This window comes from Curtobacterium sp. NPDC087080, from assembly GCF_044745105.1.
Taxonomy (GTDB): domain Bacteria; phylum Actinomycetota; class Actinomycetes; order Actinomycetales; family Microbacteriaceae; genus Curtobacterium.
The window spans coordinates 229727-248419 of sequence record NZ_JBIUZP010000003.1 but is presented as its reverse complement, the minus strand read 5'-3'; the positions used below and the strand labels follow the sequence as shown (position 1 = coordinate 248419).

Sequence of the window (18693 nt, the reverse complement as noted above, 5' to 3'; positions counted from 1 at the left end):
ACTCGCCCCGATAGCTCAGTGGTAGAGCACTTCCATGGTAAGGAAGGGGTCGTCAGTTCAATCCTGACTCGGGGCTCCGACCCGGAGCCGTTGTCGCTCCGGATCTCTGGCGGGGTAGCTCAGTTGGTTAGAGCACACGACTCATAATCGTGGGGTCACGGGTTCAAGTCCCGTCCTCGCTACCACAGGCCCGGCGGCCAGTTCGCCGGGCTTTCGTCGTTCCCGGGGCCACCGTGATCCCGGGCCCACCGTGACACCCGGGCAGCGCGCGGTCGGGGCCAGGGCACCATCGGGCTCGTCGGCGCTCGACGTGCAGCGCGGTCGGACCGCCCGATCCTTCCCGTAACGGGCGGTGTACCTGGCGTGATCGGGCATGCCTGGTCGTTCTGCCGGACCAGGCACGCCCGATGCGACCAGGTATGCCCTTTGCGACCAGGTACGCCCGGGGCTCAGCGCGGGGGAGTGGCCAGCACGCCCGCGGTACGGAGCGCTCGCTCGAGCGTCGCCTCCACCTGCTGCCACGCGCTCCGCCGGCGTCCCGCCCCGATGCCCCCACCGGACACCGCCGTGCCGTGCTGCGCGTGGCGGAGCGTGATCGTGGTCGACGTCCCCGTGACGGTCGTCGAGAGCTCGTACCGCCGGAACTCCCGCGACGGGTGCACGAGTGCGCCGAGCAGGATCGTCAGCAGCCGGTTCCCGGTCGTTGCGGTGATCGTGCCACCCGTCGACTCGACCCGGTGTCCGGTCTGACGGAGCGCCGCGCTGGCGACCTCCATCGCGGTGCAGCGGTCACCCGTGTGGACCGCGTACTCGGTCGTGTGCTCCATGCGTCCCTCCCCGTCCCCGGAGTCGTGCTCTCGGTGTCCCCCCGGACGCCGTGGGCCGAGCCTAACCGATGCAAGCTCATGGAACGGGAGCGTGTCGCGGGTGCTCGGTAGACTCGCACCCGTGTCAGTGAACCCCGAGCTCGTCGGCAGGACGTTCCCGCCGGCCCAGCCCTACCTGGTCGGTCGCGAGAAGGTGCGTGAGTTCTCCCGCGCCGTGTTCGCGACGAACCCGATCCACCACGAGCCCGATGCCGCCCGCGCCGCCGGGTACGCCGACGTCGTCGCACCGCCGACCTTCGCCGTGGTCGTGCAGGAGGCCACGCTCGCCCAGCTCCTGGCCGAGCCGGACGCCGGCATCGACTTCTCCCGTGTCGTGCACGGCGAGCAGTCCTTCACCTACGACCGGCCGATCGTGGCCGGCGACGAGCTGACCGCCACGCTCACCGTCACCAGCGTCAAGACCCTGGGCGGCAACGCCATGGTGACGGCGGAGAGCACGATGCAGGACGCCTCGGGGGAGCACGTCGTCACGGCGACCTCCACCCTCGTGGTCCGAGGAGACGACGCATGACCACCGCACCCGCCACCGCGCTCGAGGTCGGCACCGTCGTCGCCGAGCGCGAGGTCCACCTGACCCGCGACGCGCTCGTCCGCTACGCCGGGGCCTCCGGCGACTTCAACCCGATCCACTACCGCGACGACGTCGCGGCGTCGGTCGGCCTCCCCGGCGTGCTCGCGCACGGCATGCTCACGATGGGACTCGCCGTCCAGCCCGTCTCCGAATGGCTCGGCGACCGCGGCTGGGTCGAGCGCTACGGCGTCCGCTTCACGCGCCCGGTCGTCGTCGACCCGGAAGAGGGCGCGACCGTCGGCGTGGTCGCCAAGGTCGGCACCGTCGACGACCAGGGCCGTCCGCAGCGCATCGACCTCACCGTGACCGCCGCCGGGCAGACCGTGCTCGGCAAGGCGCAGGTCACGGTGGCGTTCCGCTGACCGTGGCGACGCGACTGGCCGACCTCACGACGTTCCGGGTGGGCGGCCCCGCGGCGACCCTCCTGGTCGCCGACACGACCGACGAGCTCGTCGCGCACGCGCAGACCGCGTGGCAGGACGACGAGTGGCTCGTCGTCGGCGGCGGCAGCAACCTGCTCGTCGCCGACGAGGGCTTCACCGGCACCGTCGTGCTGGTCCGGACGCACGGCGTGGACGCCGAGCCCGACGCGGACGGGGTCACCGTCCGCGTCGCGGCCGGTGAGCCGTGGGACCGGTTCGTGGCGACGACCGTCGAGAACGGTTGGACCGGCCTGGAGGCGCTCAGCGGCATCCCGGGCACGGTCGGTGCCTCCCCCGTGCAGAACATCGGCGCCTACGGCGTCGAGCTCTCCGACGTGCTCACCCGGGTCGAGTTCCTCGACGCGTCGACGGGGGAGCGCGCGTGGGTGGACGCAGCCGAGCTGGCGCTCGGCTACCGCACCTCGACGCTCAAGCACGGACGTCGGGGCGTGGTGCTCACGGTGGAGTTCCGCCTCGGCACGACCGTCGACCAGGGGGTGCCGGTCCGGTACGCCCAGCTCGCCGGGTCGCTCGGCGTGGACCTCGGCACCCCGGTCGACCCGATGACGATCCGCGAGACGGTCCTGCGGCTCCGCGCCGCGAAGGGCATGGTGCTCGACGACGCCGACCCGGACACCTGGAGCGCGGGTTCGTTCTTCACCAACCCGATCGTGTCGGCCGCGTTCGCCGAGACACTCCCCGCCGAGGCCCCTCGTTGGCCGGTGGGCGAGGACGTCAAGCTCAGCGCCGCCTGGCTCATCGAGCACGCGGGGGTCCACCGCGGGTACGCCGTCCCCGGGTCGCACGCCGCCATCTCGTCGAAGCACACCCTCGCGCTGACGAACCGTGGCGGGGCGACCGCCGCCCAGGTCGCCGAGCTCGCGCGGTACGTCCAGGTGACCGTCCTGAACCGCTTCGGGGTCTCGCTGGTGCCGGAGCCGGTCGTGGTGGGGGACCTGCTCGCCGCGAGCTGACCACCGGACGCACGCCGCGCCTCCCGGCCGACCGTCAGGGGCTCGCGGAACGCAACGTGGGCGGTTCCTCGCAGCGGTACAGCGCTGCGAGGAACCGCCCACGTTGCGTGGTGCGGAGGGGGTCTACGCGGAGAAGAACGCCGCGAGGCGGCGGACGCCCTCGGCGATGTCGTCGTCGCCCAGCGCGTAGGACATCCGGATGTAGCCGGAGGGGCCGAAGGCCTCGCCCGGGACGACCGCGACCTCGGCGTGCTCGAGGATCAGGTCGGCGAGCTCGAGCGTCGTCGTCGGGGTCGAGCCCGCCCACTCGCGGCCGAGGAGCGCCGTGACGTCGGGGTAGACGTAGAAGGCGCCCTTGGGGGTCGGCGTGACGAAGCCCGGGATGGCGTTGAGCCCCTCGACGATCGTGCGGCGGCGGCGGTCGAACGCCTCTCGCATCGCCGCGACCGGCTCCTGTGGGCCGGTGAGCGCCGCGATCGCTGCGCGCTGTGACACGTTCGCGACGTTCGACGACAGGTGCGACTGCAGGTTCGACGCAGCCTTCACGGCATCGGCCGGGCCGATGAACCACCCGACGCGCCACCCGGTCATGGCGTACGTCTTGGCGACGCCGTTGACGAGGATCGTGGTGTCGGCCAGGGCCGGTACCGCGTCGAGGATGCCCGTGAAGGCGACGTCGTCGTAGACCAGGTCCTGGTAGATCTCGTCGCTGATCACCCAGATGCCGTGCTCGAGCGCCCACTCGCCGATGGCCTTCGTCTGCTCGGCCGAGTACACCGAGCCGGTGGGGTTCGAGGGCGAGCAGAAGAGCAGCGCCTTGGTCTTCGGGGTGCGGGCGGCCTCGAGCTGCTCGACCGTGACGAGGTAGTCCTGGTCGCTGCCGGCGAAGACCTCGACCGGGGTGCCGCCGGCCAGGGCGATCGCCTCGGGGTAGGTGGTCCAGTACGGGGCGGGGAGGAGGACCTCGTCACCCTCGTCGACGACGGTCTGGAAGGCCTGGTAGACGGCCTGCTTCCCGCCGTTCGTGACGATGACCTGCGACGGGTCGACGGTGGTGCCGGACTCGCGAGCGGTCTTCTCGGCGATCGCGCGCTTGAGCTCGGGCAGGCCCGTCGCGGGCGTGTAGCGGTGGTTCGCCGGGTCCTGCACGGCCAGGACGGCCGCCTCGACGACGTGCTGCGGCGTGGCGAAGTCCGGCTCGCCCGCGGCGAACGAGATGACCGGGCGACCGGCGGCCTTGAGTGCCTTCGCCTTGGCATCGACCTTGAGCGTCGCGGACTCGGCGATCGCGGCGATGCGCGACGCGATGCGCGGACGGTCGGAGGTCGCGTCGACGGAGACGGACTCGCCGGAGGTCCTGGCGTGCTCGGGGGTGGTGGACTCGGGGCCGGGGGCTGCGGTGCTCACGGCCGCCAGCCTACCGGGACGGCACGCCGGGGGGAGGGGCCGAGTGGACAGCGTGTGACGGACTCCCGTACACTCGACCACCGGCGCACGGAACGGTGACGGAACGTGCGCTCGGGGGTTCCGACCCCTACAGGGCGGTGGCTCAATTGGTAGAGCAGCGGTCTCCAAAACCGCAGGTTGCAGGTTCGAGTCCTGTCCGCCCTGCAAGTCTGGAAGGTGTGAAGGTGGCGAGCAAGGACATGGAGACGACGACGGATGACGTCGTCGCAAAGGCCAAGGCCGACCGTGCTCAGCGTGGTGGCCCGATCGCTGCCGTCGTCCTCTTCATCCGCCAGGTCATCGGCGAGCTCCGCAAGGTCGTCACACCGACCCGCAAGGAACTCTTCAGCTACACCGGCGTCGTGCTCGTGTTCGTCGTCGTGATGATGATCCTGGTGTCGATCCTCGACTTCGTCTTCGGACTCGGCGTCGGCTACGTCTTCGGCAACGGTCCGACGGTCTGATCCGTCGTGGGCCGGCCCGAGCGTGGCCGGTCCGACAGCGGTCGCTCCGCGTCCGTCCACCAGACCGGATCCCAGGAGGAGTACGGTCGCCCGAGACGGCGACGGGAGCACCCGCTCCGGCCGAACACCCGATCCGCACCACCGAACGGAAAGAATCGACAGTGTCTGACTACTCCCGCGACGACATCGACCTCGCCACGGCTGCCGAGCAGTCCTCCGAGGTCGAGGAGAACCAGGAAGGCGACGTCGAGACCGCCGAGGGCCGATCGGTCGAGTCCGCCGAGGAGCGCGCGATCTCCGTCGAGGACGAGGACGACGACTCCCTCGGGCTGAGCGACGAGCCGGACGACGGCACCGTCGACACCTCGATCGACGAGGCGCTCACGGCGCTGGCCGAGTCCCGTGACCCCGAGGCCGACGCCGTCGTGGACGACGCGCTCGAGATCGACTCCGCCGACGAGGCCGAGGCAGCCGTCGAGGCCGTCGAGGACGAGGAGGAGACCGAGCTCGAGGACGCCTCCGCAGCCGAGGCGAACGAGACGCTCGCCGCGGACGAGGCGCTCGACGCCGACGAGACCGACGACGAGCCCGCCGAGGTCGACCCGTACGACGCGTTCAAGGCCGAGCTGCGGATGAAGCCGGGCAAGTGGTACGTCATCCACTCCTACGCGGGCTTCGAGCGCCGCGTGAAGTCGAACATCGAGAACCGCATGATCTCGATGTCGATGGAGGACTCGATCTACCAGGTCGAGGTCCCGATGGAGGACGTCGTCGAGATCAAGAACGGGCAGCGCAAGCTGGTCACCCGCGTCCGGATCCCCTCGTACGTGCTCGTCCGCATGGACCTCAACGAGGACTCGTGGTCCGTCGTCCGCCACACCCCCGGCGTCACCGGCTTCGTCGGCAACGCCCACAACCCGACGCCGCTGCGCTTCGACGAGGCGTTCGGCATGCTGAAGTCGCTCGTCCAGGTCGCCGAGGCCGCGCCCACCAAGGGTGGCGCGAAGTCCGGCGGTGCCGCACAGGCGCAGCCGCAGGCCGAGGTCGACTTCGAGATCGGCGAGACGATCACCATCAAGGAGGGCTCGTTCGCGGGCCTGCCGGGTTCGATCTCCGAGATCAAGCCGGAGAGCGGCAAGCTCACCGTCCTCGTCTCGCTGTTCGAGCGCGAGACCCCGGTCGAGCTCAGCTTCGACCAGGTCACCAAGCTGTAGTAAGCTACTGAGGTTTGGCCCCGCGTGCTGTGGCATGCGGGGCTTCACCGCGGTCCGGATCCGCCGGGCCAGCGGGAGAGTGCACGGGTCCCCGTGCGTTCGATTCCAGGAGGAAGCACAACATGGCACCGAAGAAGAAGGTCACGGGCCTCATCAAGCTGCAGATCAACGCGGGCGCCGCCAACCCGGCCCCGCCGATCGGTCCTGCGCTCGGTCAGCACGGCGTGAACATCATGGAGTTCTGCAAGGCGTACAACGCCGCGACCGAGTCGCAGCGCGGGAACGTCGTGCCGGTCGAGATCACCGTCTACGAGGACCGTTCGTTCACGTTCGTCCTCAAGACCCCGCCGGCCGCAGAGCTGATCAAGAAGGCTGCGGGTGTGCAGAAGGGGTCCTCGACTCCGCACACGGTCAAGGTCGCCAAGATCTCGATGGACCAGGTCCGTCAGATCGCCGAGACCAAGCAGGCCGACCTGAACGCCAACGACATCGAGCAGGCCGCGAAGATCATCGCCGGCACCGCTCGTTCGATGGGCATCACGGTCGAGGCGTAAGCCTCAGCGCCCCACACACCCCGACCCCTTTCCGTGGGAGAGCCTCGCCGGCTCGTCAACCACGTAGCTCCTGAGGAGAACACCATGGCGAAGAAGTCCAAGGCCTACCAGGCCGCGGCCGCGAAGATCGAGGCCGACAAGTTCTACACCCCGACCGAGGCAGTCGCCCTCGCGAAGGAGACCGGCTCGGCGAAGACCGACTCCACGGTCGAGGTCGCGCTGAAGCTCGGCGTCGACCCCCGCAAGGCCGACCAGATGGTCCGCGGCACGGTCATCCTGCCGCACGGCACGGGCAAGACCGCCCGCGTCATCGTCTTCGCCGTGGGCGCTGCGGCCGAGGCCGCCATCGCCGCCGGTGCCGACGAGGTCGGTGGCGACGAGCTCATCGCGAAGGTGGCCGAGGGCTACACCGCGTTCGACTCGGCCGTCGCGACGCCGGAGCTCATGGGCAAGGTCGGTCGTCTCGGCAAGGTGCTCGGCCCGCGTGGCCTCATGCCGAACCCGAAGACCGGCACCGTGACCCCGAACGTGGCGCAGGCCGTCAACGACATCAAGGGCGGCAAGATCGAGTTCCGCGTCGACAAGCACGCCAACGTGCACTTCGTCGTCGGCAAGGCCTCGTTCACGCCGGAGCAGCTCGACGAGAACATCTCCACCGCGCTCGAGGAGATCGTCCGCCTGAAGCCGTCCGCTTCGAAGGGCCGCTACATCATGAAGGGCGCCGTCTCGACGACCTTCGGTCCGGGCATCCCGCTCGACGTCAACGCCATCTGATCGACTGATCGGATCAGGAAGGCCCGCACCGACTCCGGTGCGGGCCTTCCTGCGTACCGGGCCCTGTCCCGATAGCGTGGCAGCGTGCGGACCCTCGTCAACTCCCTCCGGCTCGTCGCCGTGATCGCCGTCGCGGCCGCGGTGCTCGCGCAGTGGCTCGTGACGTCCCGGACGCCCGGGTACCTGTTCTGGAACTTCTTCGGCTACTTCACGATCCAGTCGAACATCGTCGTCGCGGTGGCCTTCGCGCTGACGCTCGTCGCGGCGGCCAGGCGGAAGCGCGGTGACCTGCTGCTCAGCGGCTTCCGTGGAGCGGCGACGGTGTACATCGCCACGACCGGCGTCGTCTACAACACCCTGCTCGTCGGGGCCTCGGTGTCGAACTCCGTGCCGTGGTCGAACGACGTCCTGCACAGGTGGATCCCGGCGTACGCCGTGCTCGACTGGCTGCTGTTCTCCGACCGGGCGCGACTGCTGCTGCGGCACGTGTGGTGGTTCCTGGTCTACCCGGCCGTGTGGCTCGTCGTGGTGCTCGTCCGTGGCGCCACCGACGGGTGGGTCCCGTACCCGTTCCTCGACCCGGCGCAGGGCTACCTCGTCGTCGCCCTGTACTGCCTCGGCGTCGCGGTCTTCATCGGGCTGATGGGCATCCTCGTGGTGGGGATGAGCCGGCTCCGCCTGGTGAAGGTGCCGTGACGGTCTGGATCCGCAAGGACTAGACCCGGAACGCCCGCAGCTTGTCGAGCACCAGGTCGGCGAGCTGCACGAGACCGCGGATCTGGTCGTCGTCGCGGTCGACCCACCGGCACTCCGGCTCGTCGGCGACGGGCACGAAGTCGTCGTGGCGTTCCCAGACGAACAGGGTCCGGTCGGCGCCGAGGACGTACTGCTGCCACCAGACCTGGCGCAGGTAGTGCCGGGGGATGCTCCGCCAGGCCTTGCCCGTGGTCTTGATCTCGGCGAGCACGAGGCGCTGCGAGGCGTCCCAACCCACCCCGTCGGGCGTGGCGAGGTGCGCGCGGTTCGTGCTGGCGTGGAACAGGTGCGCGGACGGTTCGATGCCGTGCGTGGCAGCGACCCAGGCGGCGATCACGGGCTCGCGGTCCTTGCCGTGCTCGGTCCAGGCGTTGCCCGAGAACCGGGAGCCGTAGCGCTTCTCGGCGACGACGGCCTCGACGGCGCGAAGCGAGGCGAGCCGTGCGACGTCGGTCGCGGTGATGCCCATCGCGCGGGCACGGAGCCACGCGACCCGGTCCGACGAGTGGGCGACGATGCGTTCGGTGTGCCCGCGGAGTGCGGTGAACGCGTCGTGGACGCCCGGCGCGGAGCGCGGACCTGCGGCAGACCGACCCACGGGCGCGGCGTCGCGCGCGGCCGAGCGTGCGCCGGACGAGGCCGGCGTGGCGGAGGCGGGGAGGGCCTCCAGGCCGGGGTCCAGGTCGCCCCACAGTGTGGGCTGCACGATCGTCACCCGACGATTCTCACCCCGCGGACCGACACGGCGCGAACCGACGCGCGACGTCCGCGCTCAGGAGACGAGTGCCCGCCCCTCCGCGTAGGCGACGAGCTCGTCGACGCCGGCGGGGGAGAGCGCGTAGCCGATGGCCAGCGCGGCCGCGCCCTGCAGCGCGGCGACGGACCCGGCCCGGGACTGGGCGATCACCAGGTGCTCGGTGGCGAGGGGCATCGAACGGGCGTAGACGACCTCGCGGACGCCGGCGAGCAGGTGCTCCCCAGCTCGTGTGATCGAGCCACCGAGCGCGATCACCGACGGGTTCACGAGCGAGACGCACGTGGCGAGCACCTCGCCGATGTCCCGTCCTGCCTGCCGCACGGCGCCGATCGCGTCGAGCTCCGAGCGCTCGACCAGTGCGATGACGTCTCCGCTGGTGTGCACGTCGTGACCCTTCGCGCGCAGGGCGCGTGCGATGGCCGGGCCCGAGGCGACGGCCTCGAGGCAGCCGGTGTTGCCGCAGTGGCACGGCACGTCGCCGGCGCGCGACACCCGCACGTGACCGATGTCGCCTGCGGTGCCCTGTGCGCCGCGGCGGAGCTGCCCGTCGGAGACGATGCCCGACCCGATGCCCGTCGCCACCTTGACGAAGAGGAGATGGTCGACGTCCGCCCAGCCGTGCGCGCGTTCCCCGAGCGCGGCGATGTTCACGTCGTTGTCGACCAGGACGTGCGCGGAGAGGTGGCCGCGCAGCCAGCCGGGGACGTCGAAGCCGTCCCAGCCGGGCATGATCGGCGGGTTCGCCGGTCGGCCGGTGGAGAACTCGACGGGACCGGGGACGCCGATGCCGATCGCGACGACGTCGCCACGGGTGCGGCCGACCTCGTCGAGCAGCGTGTCGACGGTCTCGACCAGCCAGGTGAGGGTGGGGACCGGGCCGGCGGCGATGTCGATCGCGGCCTCCCGGGTCGCGAGCGGCGCACCGACGAGGTCCGTCACGGCGACCCGTCCGTGCGAGGCGCCGAGGTCGGCGGCGACGACGAGGCGGGCGCGGGGGACGAGGGCGACCTGGGCCGGCGGCCGACCACCGGTCGACGCAGCGGTCTCGACGGGGCCCACGAGGCCCACGTCGACGAGGGCGTCGAGGCGCACGGCGATCGTCGAGCGTGCGAGTCCCGTCAGGGCGGCGAGCTCCGCCCGGGTCCGCGGTACGCCGTCGCGGAGGATCTGGAAGAGCTCGCTCGCTCCGACCGGAGGCGACGCTGCCGTCCGGGTGAAGTCGACCATGTCGGGAGTGAAGCACACATCGAACGCGCCGCGCAACGAAGACTGTCGAGGACGTCACAACTTTTGCTTGACCGCCGACAGAAGCGGCCATAGTGTGACGCTCGATCACTGACGATCCACCATCTCGACGAGGAGAACCCCTGGTGACCCAACCCCTGTCGGTCCAGCTCTACACCGTGCGTGACGCCCTCTCGGCGGACCTGCCGGGCACGCTGCAGCGCATCGCCTCCATCGGCTACACGAACGTCGAGGCCTTCGGGTTCGTCGACCGTGCCGAGGAACTGCGCGACGCCCTGGCCGCGGCCGGCCTGCAGGTCCCGAGCGGCCACGCCCGTCTGCTGGACGCGGGGGAGCAGGACCTCGAGCGCATCTTCCACGCCAGCGTCACGGTCGGGCTCGGCACCCTGATCGACCCGCACATCGATGAGGCCCGCTGGACCACCCGCGAGGACGTCGAGGCGGTCGCCCGCGAGCTCAGCGCCCTGGCGCCGCGCGCCGCCGACCACGGGCTCGTGCTCGGGTACCACAACCACGCGTTCGAGTTCTCGAACCGCATCGACGGCGTGAGCGCCTACGAGGTCTTCGCCGACGCGCTGTCCGACGACGTCGTGCTCGAGCTCGACACCTACTGGGTGACGGTCGGCGGTGACGACCCGGTCGCGATCCTCGGCAAGTACGGCGACAAGGTGCAGTTCCTGCACGTCAAGGACGGCGACGGATCGCACGACGACAAGCGGCAGGTCGCGGTGGGGAACGGCATCATGCCGATCCGCGACATCGTCGCCGCGGCGCCGGACGCCCTGCACGTCGTCGAGCTCGACGACCACGACGGGGACGTCTTCCAGGCCGTCGCCGACTCCTACGCATTCCTGCAGGGGGTCCGCGCATGAGCACCACCGACACCACCGCGACCCCGTCCGCGGACACCGCGCGCCGCACGGGCCCGGTCGGCGTGGGCGTCATCGGCGCCGGCGTCATCTCGGACCAGTACCTGTCGAACCTCACGGTCTTCCCCGACGTCGAGGTCCGCTTCATCGCCGACATCGACGAGCCGCGGGCCGCCGCCCAGGCCGAGAAGTGGGGCGTCGCCGGGTCCGGCTCGGTGGAGCAGCTGCTCGCCGACGACGACATCGAGATCGTCGTCAACCTGACGATCCCCGCCGCACACGTCGAGGTCGCCCTGCAGGTCCTCGCCGCCGGCAAGCACGTCTGGGGCGAGAAGCCCTACGCGCTGGACCGGGAGAGCGCGACGCGGCTCCGCGACGCGGCCTCGTCCGCCGGTCTGACGGTCTCCGTCGCGCCGGACACCTTCCTCGGCGCCGGGCTCCAGACCGCGCTCCGCACCGTCCGCGAGGGCCGGATCGGCACCCCGCTCAACGGGTTGACGCTCTTCCAGAGCCCCGGCCCGGAGTCGTGGCACCCGAGCCCCGAGTTCCTCTTCGCGGTCGGCGCGGGTCCGCTCTTCGACATCGGCCCGTACTACATCACCACCCTCGTGCAGGCGTTCGGTCCGGTCGCCAAGGTCACCGCGACGGCGTCGAAGGCCCGCGCCACGCGGGCCATCGGCTCCGGCCCGAAGGCGGGCACCGAGTTCCCCGTCGAGGTCCCGACGAACCACTCCGCCCTGATCCAGTTCGAGAACGGCGGGAGCGCGCAGAGCGTCTTCTCGTTCGAGTCCGACCGCGGCCGCACCGGCTTCGTCGAGATCGCGGGGGAGACGGGCACGGTCGTGTTCCCCGACCCCAACAACTTCGACGGTGACACCGAGCTCTACGCGCACGGCGCCGAGGAGCCCGAGACGATCCCGGCGGTCGGCTCCACCTACTCGCGCGGCACCGGCGTGGTCGACCTGGCCCGCTCGCTCCGCGCCGGCGAGGAGAACCGGGTCCCCGGCGCCCTCGCCTTCCACGTCCTCGACGTGATGGTCTCCATCGCCGAGGCAGCCGAACGTGGTGAGACCGTGCTCGTGGAGAGCACCGTCGCACCATCCCCGACCCTCCCCGAGGGCTGGGACCCCGCGGCGTCCACGCTGGCCTGACGGCCACACGTCCCCGGTCGAGGTCGACCGGGGCGGGACACCGCACCACACAGCAGCACCCGACAGCACGACCAGCACCACGCACCACCTCCTGCACCACCTCAACGACGAGAAAGTAGAGAGTCATGCGCACTGCCATCCGCGCACTGGCCATCACCGCGGCCGCGGCACTCACCGTGACCGGCCTCGCAGCCTGCTCCTCGGGATCGTCCGGTTCGTCCGGCGACTCGAAGACGCTCACCTACTGGGCGTCCAACCAGGGCACGTCCCTGCAGAACGACAAGGAGGTGCTCACCCCCGTCCTCGAGAAGTTCACCAAGGAGACCGGGATCAAGGTGAACCTCCAGGTCATCGGCTGGAACGACCTGCAGACCAAGATCACCACCGCCGTCACCTCGGGCCAGGGCCCGGACGTGGTCAACATCGGCAACACCTGGGCGACGTCGCTCCAGGCCACGGGCGCCTTCCAGGAGTTCGGCGACTCGGAGATGCAGGCCATCGGCGGCGCCGACAAGTTCGGCAAGGTCGCGCTCTCCACCGGCGGTGCTCCCGGCAAGACCGTCACGAGCGTCCCGCTCTACGGTCTCGCCTACGGCCTGTACTACAACAAGCAGATGTTCCAGGACGCCGGCCTCGAGGCACCCACCACGTGGGAGGACCTCACCGCCGACGCCAAGAAGCTCACCTCGGGAGACAAGTACGGCTTCACCATCGCCGGCGGGTCCTACACCGAGAACGCGCACTTCGCCTTCATCACCTCCGCCCAGAACGGCGGCGAGTGGTTCGACAAGGACGGCAAGCCGACGTTCACCGACAAGGCGAACGTCGACGGCATCAAGCGCTACCTCGACCTGATGCAGTCGGACAAGGTCGTCAACCCCTCGAATGCGCAGTACGACAACGGCACGCAGGCGGTCTCGGACTTCGCGAACGGCAAGGCCGCGATGATGCTCACGCAGAACAACGCGAACGCCACGATCACGTCGCAGGGCATGACCGCCGACCAGTTCGGTGTCGTCCCCTTCCCGACGACCGCTGACGGCAAGGACATCGCGTCCTTCCCGGCCGGGATCAACCTGTCGGTCTTCAAGAACACGAAGAACAAGGACGGTGCCCTCAAGTTCGTCAAGTACATGACGAGCGAGGACACGCAGGCCACGCTGGACAAGCCGTACGCGGCCCTCCCGGTGCTCGCCTCGGCTGCCGACTCGGTCACCGACGAGCAGACGAAGACGTTCCTCGACATCTACAACAACAAGGCGAAGCCGCTCCCGCTGGTGCCCGCCGAGGACCAGTTCGAGTCGACCGTCGGCAAGGCGATGAACGACATGTTCGCCAAGATCGCCACCGGCGGCACGGTGTCCGACAGTGACATCGAGACGGCCCTGCAGACCGCGCAGGACCAGGTCTCGCAGTCGGTCGGCTAAGTCGGCCGGGAGGCCCGGGGTGCGTCCGCAGGACGCGCCCCGGGCCTCGCCCCCTCCACACCCGGCCCCGTGCCGGGGGTGAGCCGATCGGCTCACGCTGGTCGCCCCTCCAGGCCGCTGCCACGGCCCGGTGGGCGGCGCACCCGATCCCGTCCTCGCCGGAAGGCCACCACCCATGACCACCTCGGTCCTGCCCGACTCCGAGCGCATCGACCTGACCCACACGAAGGCCCCGACCCTGTCGGGGCCGCAGCCGGGTCGGAAGCCGAAGCGCCACTGGCTGCCGTACGCGCTCGTCGCGCCGGCGGTCCTCTTCGAACTGCTCATCCACATCGTGCCGATGCTCACCGGCATCTGGATCTCGTTCGTCCAGCTCACCAAGTACTTCATCGCGAACTGGGGGGCCGCGCCCTTCGCCGGGCTGCGGAACTACTCGGTCGCCGTCGACTTCGACCAGGCCATCGGCAAGGGCGTCCTCAACTCGTTCCTCGTCACCTGCGGCTACACGGTCATCGTCGTCGCGCTGGCGTGGACCTTCGGCATGGCCGCGGCGGTCGCGCTGCAGAAGCCGTTCAAGGGCCGCGGGCTCTTCCGCACGCTCTTCCTCGTGCCGTACGCGCTGCCGATGTACGCCGGCATCATCACCTGGAAGTTCATGTTCCAGCGGGACTCGGGTGCCGTGAACCACTTCCTCGTCGACCAGCTCGGACTCTTCGGAGGGCAGGGACCGTTCTGGCTGATCGGCTCGAACGCGTTCGTCTCGGTCGTCGTCGTCGCGATCTGGAAGACCTGGCCGTTCGCGTTCCTCATGCTCATGGCCGGACTGCAGTCGGTGCCCAACGACGTGTACGAAGCCGCGTCGGTCGACGGTGCGAAGCCCTTCCGGCAGTGGCGCTCGATCACGCTGCCGATGGTCCGTCCGGTGAACGTGACGCTCGTGCTGGTGATGTTCCTCTGGACGTTCAACGACTTCAACACGCCGTACGTGCTGTTCGGCTCGACGGCGCAGCCGCCGGCCGCCGACCTGCTCAGCTTCCACATCTACAACGCGTCGTTCATCACCTGGAACTTCGGTTCCGGCGCTGCGATGAGCGTGCTGCTCCTCATCTTCCTGCTCATCGTCACGGGCATCTACCTGGCCGTGACCAACCGGAGGTCCGTCCGTGCGTGAAACAATGGGCGCCAAGTCCTTCAAGGTCGTCACGATCGTCCTCCTGACGTTGTTCACGGTCGTCCCGCTCTACGTGATGGTCACCACGGCGATGAAGCCGCTCGGCGACGTGCAGAACGACTTCACGTGGATCCCGACCAACATCACGTTCCAGCCGTTCATCGACATGTGGTCGACGGTGCCGCTGGCGAAGTACTTCGTGAACTCGCTCGTGGTCTGCACGATCGCAACGCTGTTCTCGCTGGTCATCGCGACCTTCGCCGCCTACGGCGTCTCGCGCTGGAACTTCAAGGGCAAGAGCACCTTCACCACGGCGGTGCTCTCCACCCAGATGTTCCCGGGCGTGCTGTTCCTGCTCCCGCTGTTCCTCATCTTCACGAACCTCGGGAACGCGCTCGGCATCCAGCTCGTCGGGTCGTGGCTCGGCCTGATCATCACCTACCTGACGTTCACGCTGCCGTTCTCGATCTGGATGCTCTCTGGATACTTCGAGACGATCCCGCGGGAGCTCGACGAGGCCGCGATGGTGGACGGCTCCGGCCCGATGGGCGCGTTGTTCCGGGTCATCCTGCCGTCGGCCCGCCCGGGTCTCGTCGCGGTCGGCATCTACTCGTTCATGACCGCGTGGGGCGAGGTCCTCTTCGCCTCGGTGATGACGAACGGTGACGGGCAGCTGCTCGCGAACGGCCTGCAGCAGTACTCCACGCAGACGAACGTGTACTGGAACCAGATCATGGCGGCGAGCCTGGTCGTGAGCATCCCGGTCGTGGTTGCGTTCCTCATCGTGCAGCGCCAGTTCGTGGCCGGCCTGACCGCGGGCGCGGTGAAGTAGGCGGCGCTCAGGCCCGCCTGCAGACCCGAGACTCGGGCTGGGCGACACTCCTCGCGGCCGTCGGGCCGAGAGCCGTCGCGCAGCCCGAGTCTCGTCACGTGTGCAGCGCGATCAGTGAGACAGGATGGACGCATGACCGAGACCCGTGGGCGGCAGCTGCTGCCCGGACAGACCAGCCGGGTGCACGTGTACGACGTGGCCTCGCGGACGAGCCGACTCGTGTTCGAGTCGAGCGAACTGCTGGTCGAGGCGCCGAACGTGCTGCACGACGGCACGATCGTCCTCAACGGCGGGGGCGACCTCTGGCTCCTCCGGCAGACCGGGCCGGTGCTCGACGAGACCGCGCTCGTCCCGGTGCCGATGCCCGGTGTCGCCGAGATCAACAACGACCACGTGCTCGACCCGTCGGGCGAGTCGGTCGTGGTGAGCGCCCGCGACGGCGAGCTGTACCGTGTGCCGCTGCCCGACGGCGGATCGGCGACGCGCATCACCGACACCGCGTCGGTGCTGCCGGTCGTGCGGAAGTACTACCTGCACGGGATCGCCCCGGACGGCTCGGCCCTCGCCGCGATCGTCGGGGAACGCACGCCGGAGGGTGTCTGGACGACCGACGTCGCCCTCGTCGACCCGGCGACCGGGGCCACGACGTTCCTGACCCGCGACGGACACCCGGACGACGGCTGCACGATCACGCCGGACGGCCGGACGCTCCTGTTCAACACCGAGCGCTTCACGCCGGGCACCGCCCAGCTCGCGTCGCTCCGGCTGGGGTCCGACGGCGGCGCGTCCGACGGTGCTGCTGGTGGCCCGGTGCGGATCACCGCCGACGACCGGGTGGACTGGTTCCCGCACCTGTCACCGGACGGCGCGCACCTGCTCTACCTGTCCTACGAGCCCGGCGTGCAGGGGCACCCCGCGGACCACCGGGTCGAGCTGCGGCTGCTGCCCGGGGTCCTGGCGCGCGGTGCACGGCTCGCCGTCGTGCCCGAGACCCTCGTCGCGCTCGACGGGGGTCAGGGGACGGTCAACGTGCCGCCCTGGTCGCCGGACTCGCGCTGGTTCGCGTACTGCGACTACCCGGTCACCTGAGCCCTCAACCGGCGTCGCCGTACGTGCGACGGAGGTGCTCGGCGTAGCCGCCCGGGGTCCTGCCGGCGAAGCGCCCGCTCGTCACCACCGGGAGCTCGGTCGTCGCCCGCACGTCGAGCCCGAGCGCCCGCGCCCGCTCCACCAACCGGACGTCCTCGTGCTCCGGCACGGGGTCGAACCCGCCGAGTGCGGTGTCGGCGTCCGCCCGCACGCCGAGGTTCGCGCCGTGCACGTGCCCGAGCGTCGCCCCCGGCGGGTGCGCCGTCCGCCAGCGCTCGAGCACGGCGGGGTCGAGGTCGTCCGGGTCCGGGACCACCGCGCCGACGAGCACGTGCGCCCCCGCGAGCAGGGCGTCCACCTGCTGCACGAGCCACTGTGGGTGGACGCGCGAGTCGGCGTCGGTGTGCGCGAACCAGTGCCGAGCGGGCGACACCGTCCGGGCGAGTGCCCTCGCGTGCGCGGTCCCGACGGCCCGCGCACGCCCCACGCCGACACGGGCCGAGGTCCGGACGTGCAGCCGCCCGGTCCGCCAGAGCGGGTCCGCTCGTCGCGCCGCCTCGACGATGCCGGCGGTGCCGTCGGTGCAGCCGTCGAGGACGAGCGTGACCCCCGAGCGGACCGACGGGTGCGCCGCCTGGAGGGCCTCCACGGCCGCGGCGAGCGCGGCGAGGGCGGCGCGGACGGTGGCCTCCTCGTCGTGCACGGGGACGACGACGTCGATGCGCGCCGCACTCACCGGACGAGTCCCTCGGCCCGGCCGACCGAGGTGACGGCCGGGCCCGGCAGCACGCTGAGCACGAAGTCCTCCTCGACGTGGTGCACGAGCGCGGGCCGTGGCCATCGGGCGACCAGCCGGGCGTCCACGGTGTCACCGTCGGTCACCGCGTCGTCGTCGGGGTGGCGCCAGTGGCAGGCGACGAGCACGCCGTCGTCGTCGAGCGTCTCCAGCACCCGGTCCACGGTCCGGTCGAGGTCGTCCGGCGACAGGTAGTAGCCGACCTCGGAGAGCACCACGAGGTCCCACCGCCCCTCCGGCCACTCCGCGGGGAACGCGGCCGTCTCGAAGCGCGCGTCCGGGGCGCGGTGCCGTGCCCGCTCGATCGCCGCGGCGGCGACGTCCGTCCCGAGGACCGCGTCCGCCCGTCCGGTCAGCGCCGCGGTGAGCACCCCGGTCGCGCAGCCGAGCTCGAGCGCCGACCGGAAGCGGGGACGGGGCAGCGCGGCCAGGGTGACGGCACGCTTCCGCTGCTCGTACCACGAGCCCTCGAAGTCCCACCCCTCGGGCTTCCGGGCGTAGTGCGCGTCGAAGGACTCCCGAGAGCGGGACCGCAGCGGCGCGAACAGCCACTCCTCGGCGCGCAGGTGGTGGGCGGCGTGGCGGTCGTCGACGATCGCCTCGTCCCCGGGGGCGTCCGACAGCGGCAGCGTCTGCGAGGGGTACGCGGCCAGCGCCCGGCCCTTCCGGTCGCGGACGTCGGCGTCGAGGACGAGCGCGCGGGCCCGGTCCCACGGCGCGGTCGGGGCGGCGGGGTCGTCCCAGTGCCACGCCCACACCGGGTATGCGAGCAGGTCCGCGCCCGGCGTCGCGGCGACCGCCTGCTCCGCGACCTCGCCGGCGATCCGGTGGTCGCGGTGGCCGTCCCCGCGCCACGGTGCGACGACGAGCGTCGGACGCGGTGCCCCGGCGAGCCGGTGCTCGAGTGCGGCCCGCAGCACGTCGGCGTGCTCGCGCACCGCGCCGTCGGGCACGTCGAGCTCGGTGGCACCGGCGGTCGGGTGCAGGACCCGGAGCGCAGCCCGGAACTCGTCCGACCGACGCGGGGCCAGCTCGGCCGGCGTCGTGGTGGGGGAGTCGGGGTGGGAGTGCTCGCCGCGGGTGACGAGGAGCACGTGGACGGGGATGCCGGCGTCAGCGGCCGTCGCGATCAGTCCGCCGGCGCCGAGGGTCTCGTCGTCCGGGTGCGGGGCGACGACGACCACGGCGCCGACGCCGTGCAGGTCGACCGGCACCGCGGGCACCGAGCGGAGGAACGCCGTCCACGCCTCGGGGTCTGCCCCGGGCTCGCGGTGGTCGAACCGCACCGTACGCC

General features: G+C 70.9%; 20 protein-coding genes and 3 tRNA genes. 17 read left to right on the top strand and 6 right to left on the bottom strand.

Features of this window, described 5'->3' with window-relative positions:
- The first annotated feature begins 4 nt into the window (after positions 1–4).
- Both ACIPEQ_RS09410 and ACIPEQ_RS09405 read left to right on the top strand, forming a co-directional pair.
- A tRNA-Thr gene (locus ACIPEQ_RS09410) sits at positions 5–76 on the top strand.
- A 32-nt stretch (positions 77–108) separates the two neighbouring features.
- A tRNA-Met gene (locus ACIPEQ_RS09405) sits at positions 109–185 on the top strand.
- A gap of 264 nt (positions 186–449) precedes the next feature.
- On the opposite strand, the gene ACIPEQ_RS09400 is transcribed toward ACIPEQ_RS09405, so the two are convergent.
- The gene (locus ACIPEQ_RS09400) at positions 450–827 is read right to left on the bottom strand and encodes a hypothetical protein (RefSeq protein ID WP_402714936.1); all 378 of its coding nucleotides are present in this window, start codon (positions 825–827) and stop codon (positions 450–452) included.
- 121 nt (positions 828–948) lie between these two features.
- On the opposite strand from ACIPEQ_RS09400, the gene ACIPEQ_RS09395 reads away from it, so the two are divergent.
- Genes ACIPEQ_RS09395 through ACIPEQ_RS09385 form a run of 3 tightly spaced genes read left to right on the top strand, consistent with a single transcriptional unit; the run spans position 949 to position 2854 of the window.
- The gene (locus ACIPEQ_RS09395; RefSeq protein WP_126891277.1) at positions 949–1398 is read left to right on the top strand and encodes a MaoC family dehydratase N-terminal domain-containing protein; all 450 of its coding nucleotides are present in this window, start codon (positions 949–951) and stop codon (positions 1396–1398) included.
- A complete protein-coding gene (locus ACIPEQ_RS09390) occupies positions 1395–1820 on the top strand; it encodes a MaoC/PaaZ C-terminal domain-containing protein (RefSeq protein ID WP_402714935.1) in 426 nt (141 codons plus the stop codon). The genes ACIPEQ_RS09395 and ACIPEQ_RS09390 overlap by 4 nt, the downstream gene beginning before the upstream one ends.
- Positions 1817–2854 carry a UDP-N-acetylmuramate dehydrogenase gene (locus tag ACIPEQ_RS09385; protein ID WP_402715247.1) on the top strand — a complete coding sequence of 346 codons (1038 nt, stop codon included), beginning with the start codon at positions 1817–1819 and terminating at the stop codon, positions 2852–2854. Before ACIPEQ_RS09390 ends, ACIPEQ_RS09385 begins: the two co-directional genes overlap by 4 nt.
- Before the next feature lie 123 nt (positions 2855–2977).
- On the opposite strand, the gene ACIPEQ_RS09380 is transcribed toward ACIPEQ_RS09385, so the two are convergent.
- The gene (locus ACIPEQ_RS09380) at positions 2978–4162 is read right to left on the bottom strand and encodes a pyridoxal phosphate-dependent aminotransferase (protein WP_402715246.1); all 1185 of its coding nucleotides are present in this window, start codon (positions 4160–4162) and stop codon (positions 2978–2980) included.
- Between the two features lie 230 nt (positions 4163–4392).
- Here ACIPEQ_RS09380 and ACIPEQ_RS09375 point away from each other — a divergent pair.
- The 6 genes from ACIPEQ_RS09375 to ACIPEQ_RS09350 all read left to right on the top strand — a co-directional run bounded on the left by ACIPEQ_RS09375 (position 4393) and on the right by ACIPEQ_RS09350 (position 8002).
- A tRNA-Trp gene (locus ACIPEQ_RS09375) sits at positions 4393–4465 on the top strand.
- 20 nt (positions 4466–4485) lie between these two features.
- Complete coding sequence (gene secE, locus ACIPEQ_RS09370; RefSeq protein WP_209678525.1) at positions 4486–4764, top strand: preprotein translocase subunit SecE; 279 nt, start codon at positions 4486–4488, stop codon at positions 4762–4764.
- A 161-nt stretch (positions 4765–4925) separates the two neighbouring features.
- Positions 4926–5978: a transcription termination/antitermination protein NusG gene (gene nusG / locus ACIPEQ_RS09365; RefSeq protein WP_402714934.1), complete on the top strand. Its 1053-nt coding sequence runs from the start codon at positions 4926–4928 to the stop codon at positions 5976–5978.
- 122 nt (positions 5979–6100) lie between these two features.
- Positions 6101–6532 (top strand): 50S ribosomal protein L11, encoded by a 432-nt coding sequence (gene rplK / locus ACIPEQ_RS09360; protein ID WP_017888638.1) that lies wholly within the window; start codon positions 6101–6103, stop codon positions 6530–6532.
- An 84-nt stretch (positions 6533–6616) separates the two neighbouring features.
- The gene (rplA, locus tag ACIPEQ_RS09355; RefSeq protein WP_126891273.1) at positions 6617–7306 is read left to right on the top strand and encodes a 50S ribosomal protein L1; all 690 of its coding nucleotides are present in this window, start codon (positions 6617–6619) and stop codon (positions 7304–7306) included.
- Between the two features lie 84 nt (positions 7307–7390).
- Complete coding sequence (locus ACIPEQ_RS09350) at positions 7391–8002, top strand: Pr6Pr family membrane protein (RefSeq protein WP_402714933.1); 612 nt, start codon at positions 7391–7393, stop codon at positions 8000–8002.
- A gap of 19 nt (positions 8003–8021) precedes the next feature.
- Here the strand turns inward: ACIPEQ_RS09350 and ACIPEQ_RS09345 are convergent, their stop codons facing one another.
- Positions 8022–8777 (bottom strand): YqaJ viral recombinase family protein, encoded by a 756-nt coding sequence (locus ACIPEQ_RS09345; RefSeq protein WP_126891271.1) that lies wholly within the window; start codon positions 8775–8777, stop codon positions 8022–8024.
- A gap of 57 nt (positions 8778–8834) precedes the next feature.
- The gene (locus tag ACIPEQ_RS09340; protein ID WP_402714932.1) at positions 8835–10046 is read right to left on the bottom strand and encodes an ROK family protein; all 1212 of its coding nucleotides are present in this window, start codon (positions 10044–10046) and stop codon (positions 8835–8837) included.
- A 143-nt stretch (positions 10047–10189) separates the two neighbouring features.
- Here ACIPEQ_RS09340 and ACIPEQ_RS09335 point away from each other — a divergent pair, with 143 nt between their 5' ends.
- The 6 genes from ACIPEQ_RS09335 (at position 10190) to ACIPEQ_RS09310 (ending at position 16603) form a co-directional block, all read left to right on the top strand.
- Entirely contained in the window at positions 10190–10936 is a 747-nt protein-coding gene (locus tag ACIPEQ_RS09335) for a sugar phosphate isomerase/epimerase family protein (RefSeq protein ID WP_402714931.1), read from the top strand.
- Positions 10933–12084, top strand: a complete 1152-nt coding sequence (locus ACIPEQ_RS09330) for a Gfo/Idh/MocA family protein (RefSeq protein WP_402714930.1) — start codon at positions 10933–10935, stop codon at positions 12082–12084. Before ACIPEQ_RS09335 ends, ACIPEQ_RS09330 begins: the two co-directional genes overlap by 4 nt.
- A 125-nt stretch (positions 12085–12209) precedes the next feature.
- Positions 12210–13511, top strand: coding sequence for an ABC transporter substrate-binding protein (locus tag ACIPEQ_RS09325; RefSeq protein ID WP_402714929.1), 1302 nt, complete (start codon positions 12210–12212; stop codon positions 13509–13511).
- A 175-nt stretch (positions 13512–13686) separates the two neighbouring features.
- Complete coding sequence (locus ACIPEQ_RS09320; RefSeq protein ID WP_250367367.1) at positions 13687–14682, top strand: carbohydrate ABC transporter permease; 996 nt, start codon at positions 13687–13689, stop codon at positions 14680–14682.
- 4 nt (positions 14683–14686) lie between these two features.
- Positions 14687–15514: a carbohydrate ABC transporter permease gene (locus ACIPEQ_RS09315; protein WP_402714928.1), complete on the top strand. Its 828-nt coding sequence runs from the start codon at positions 14687–14689 to the stop codon at positions 15512–15514.
- Between the two features lie 132 nt (positions 15515–15646).
- Positions 15647–16603, top strand: a complete 957-nt coding sequence (locus ACIPEQ_RS09310) for a biopolymer transporter Tol (protein ID WP_402714927.1) — start codon at positions 15647–15649, stop codon at positions 16601–16603.
- 4 nt (positions 16604–16607) lie between these two features.
- On the opposite strand, the gene ACIPEQ_RS09305 is transcribed toward ACIPEQ_RS09310, so the two are convergent.
- The gene (locus ACIPEQ_RS09305; protein ID WP_402714926.1) at positions 16608–17339 is read right to left on the bottom strand and encodes a glycosyltransferase; all 732 of its coding nucleotides are present in this window, start codon (positions 17337–17339) and stop codon (positions 16608–16610) included.
- Positions 17336–18685 (bottom strand): PIG-L family deacetylase, encoded by a 1350-nt coding sequence (locus tag ACIPEQ_RS09300; protein ID WP_402714925.1) that lies wholly within the window; start codon positions 18683–18685, stop codon positions 17336–17338. Before ACIPEQ_RS09300 ends, ACIPEQ_RS09305 begins: the two co-directional genes overlap by 4 nt.
- Positions 18686–18693: the final 8 nt, after the last annotated feature.